The organism is Stenotrophomonas sp. P5_B8, assembly GCF_054049855.1.
This window is the reverse complement of record NZ_JBFULO010000618.1, coordinates 1-1,679: the sequence shown is the minus strand read 5'-3', so window position 1 is coordinate 1,679 and position 1,679 is coordinate 1. Positions and strand designations below refer to the sequence as shown.

Annotated in this window: 2 protein-coding genes; both read right to left on the bottom strand. The window is 60.1% G+C overall.

What is annotated here, in order from left to right; genetic code table 11:
- Positions 1–792, bottom strand: a 792-nt coding sequence (gene thiD, locus ACXJKH_RS20020; RefSeq protein WP_457321987.1) for a bifunctional hydroxymethylpyrimidine kinase/phosphomethylpyrimidine kinase, incomplete at its 3' end; no start/stop codon positions are given.
- Between the two features lie 78 nt (positions 793–870).
- The coding region (locus ACXJKH_RS20015) for an alpha/beta fold hydrolase (RefSeq protein WP_457321985.1) at positions 871–1,679 on the bottom strand (809 nt) is incomplete at its 5' end.

Genomic DNA, 1,679 nt, shown 5'->3' with positions numbered 1-1,679 from the left:
CCACAAGGCGTGGAAGTGGTGGACAGGACCCTGACCCTGGCCTACGTCGAGCTTCTCAGCTGCGCTTATCGCACCGCTTAGATAGGCCTTCGCCTCCCCTACTGCATCGGCTACGGGCATTTTGGGAATCAACGCGGCAAGTGCCGCCGATAGCGTGCAGCCGGTTCCATGCGTGTTGCGCGTGGCGATCCTCGGTGCGTTGAAGGTCCACCTCCCTCCATGTCCGGCCAGCAGGTCAGTGCTCTCAGCACCCTTCAGGTGTCCGCCCTTCAACAGCACCCACTCGCTCCCAAGATTCACCATTGCATCCAGGGTTTGATGCATCTGCTCAATGCTGGCGGCCTCCGGTACACCAAGCAAATCACTGGCCTCGGGCAAGTTGGGAGTGACGATCGTGCATAGCGGGAGCAGCTCATCTCTCAGCACCGCAACCGCGTCTTCCTCCAAGAGGCGGTCACCACTTTTGGCCACCATCACTGGATCCAGAACAATAGGGCACGTGGCACGCTCACGGAGCGTCTTGGCGATGGCTCGGGCAACGCCCGCGTTGGCAACCATGCCAATTTTGATTGCATCCACGCGCACGTCATCGAAGACAGCCTCAAGCTGTGCCTGCACGAAATCGGGGTCAAGCGCTACAAATCGCCGGACACCTTGGGTGTTTTGGGCGACAACGGCAGCAATGACAGTCATGCCATAGGCACCCAGCGCTGAGAACGCTTTAAGGTCTGCTTGAATGCCGGCGCCGCCGGTGGGGTCTGTTCCTGCAATGCTCAAAACGTTGGGGATCACGTGTTCCTCCAAAACCCGGTCAACCGCAGAGCCCGAGAGCTTGGCGCTCGGCCTGCGCAGGGTGAACTGCCGATTCGTTCACTTCGACGAGGGGAGCGAGTCACGTTCACTTTTCAGTGCCGCTCGCAGGAATCGGATGACAGCCGCACCACCCTCGCGATCCGCGCGCGCATAGCCCTTGGGAGTGCCGCCCACTTGGAGGTGAGGACCTAGGTCGTGTCGATACGTGGTTGGCTGCCAGAACAGGGAGATCAAGTGCCCGGCATCACTGAAATAGACGATCTCGTCCGGCTTATCACGATGATGATTCGCCAGATAGCCACTCGCCACCGCCGCCATCTCACCAGAGAGACCAAGCTGATCGTCTCCCGCTGCTACGAGCATGAGCGGGCCGTTGATCTTCTCGATCGGCAACATGGCAGATTTCAACGCTGACTGTGCCGTAGCGTCTTCCTCATCAAACCATCGCGAATCCTCCATATACGGCAGGAAGGGCAGATCTTTCCCCTTCAAGGTCAGACCGGGCTCATCGACCGCACGGAAATCGGCTGGTGCGATATCTCGCCGTATGCCTCGGAAGGGCGCTGGACTTCCCACTATCGAGACCACGGCGCGCAGGCGCTGGTCATGCGACGCGGCGGCCATCGCAATCGTCCCGCCCCAGGACCCTCCCAACACACCTATTCCAGACGCGTCGACGTAGCTTTGCTCTTGCAGCCAATCCACCGCCACCGAAACGGGATCAATCGGAACCCGCACGAGGTCCTTGGGCAAGCCAGGCATGCGGTAGTAAGCCACTGACATGGCCAGGAACCCATGAGAGGCAAGCCACGCGGCGTACATGTTTGCGCTCTCAATACCACCCTCGGAGCCACCGAGCGTAATGA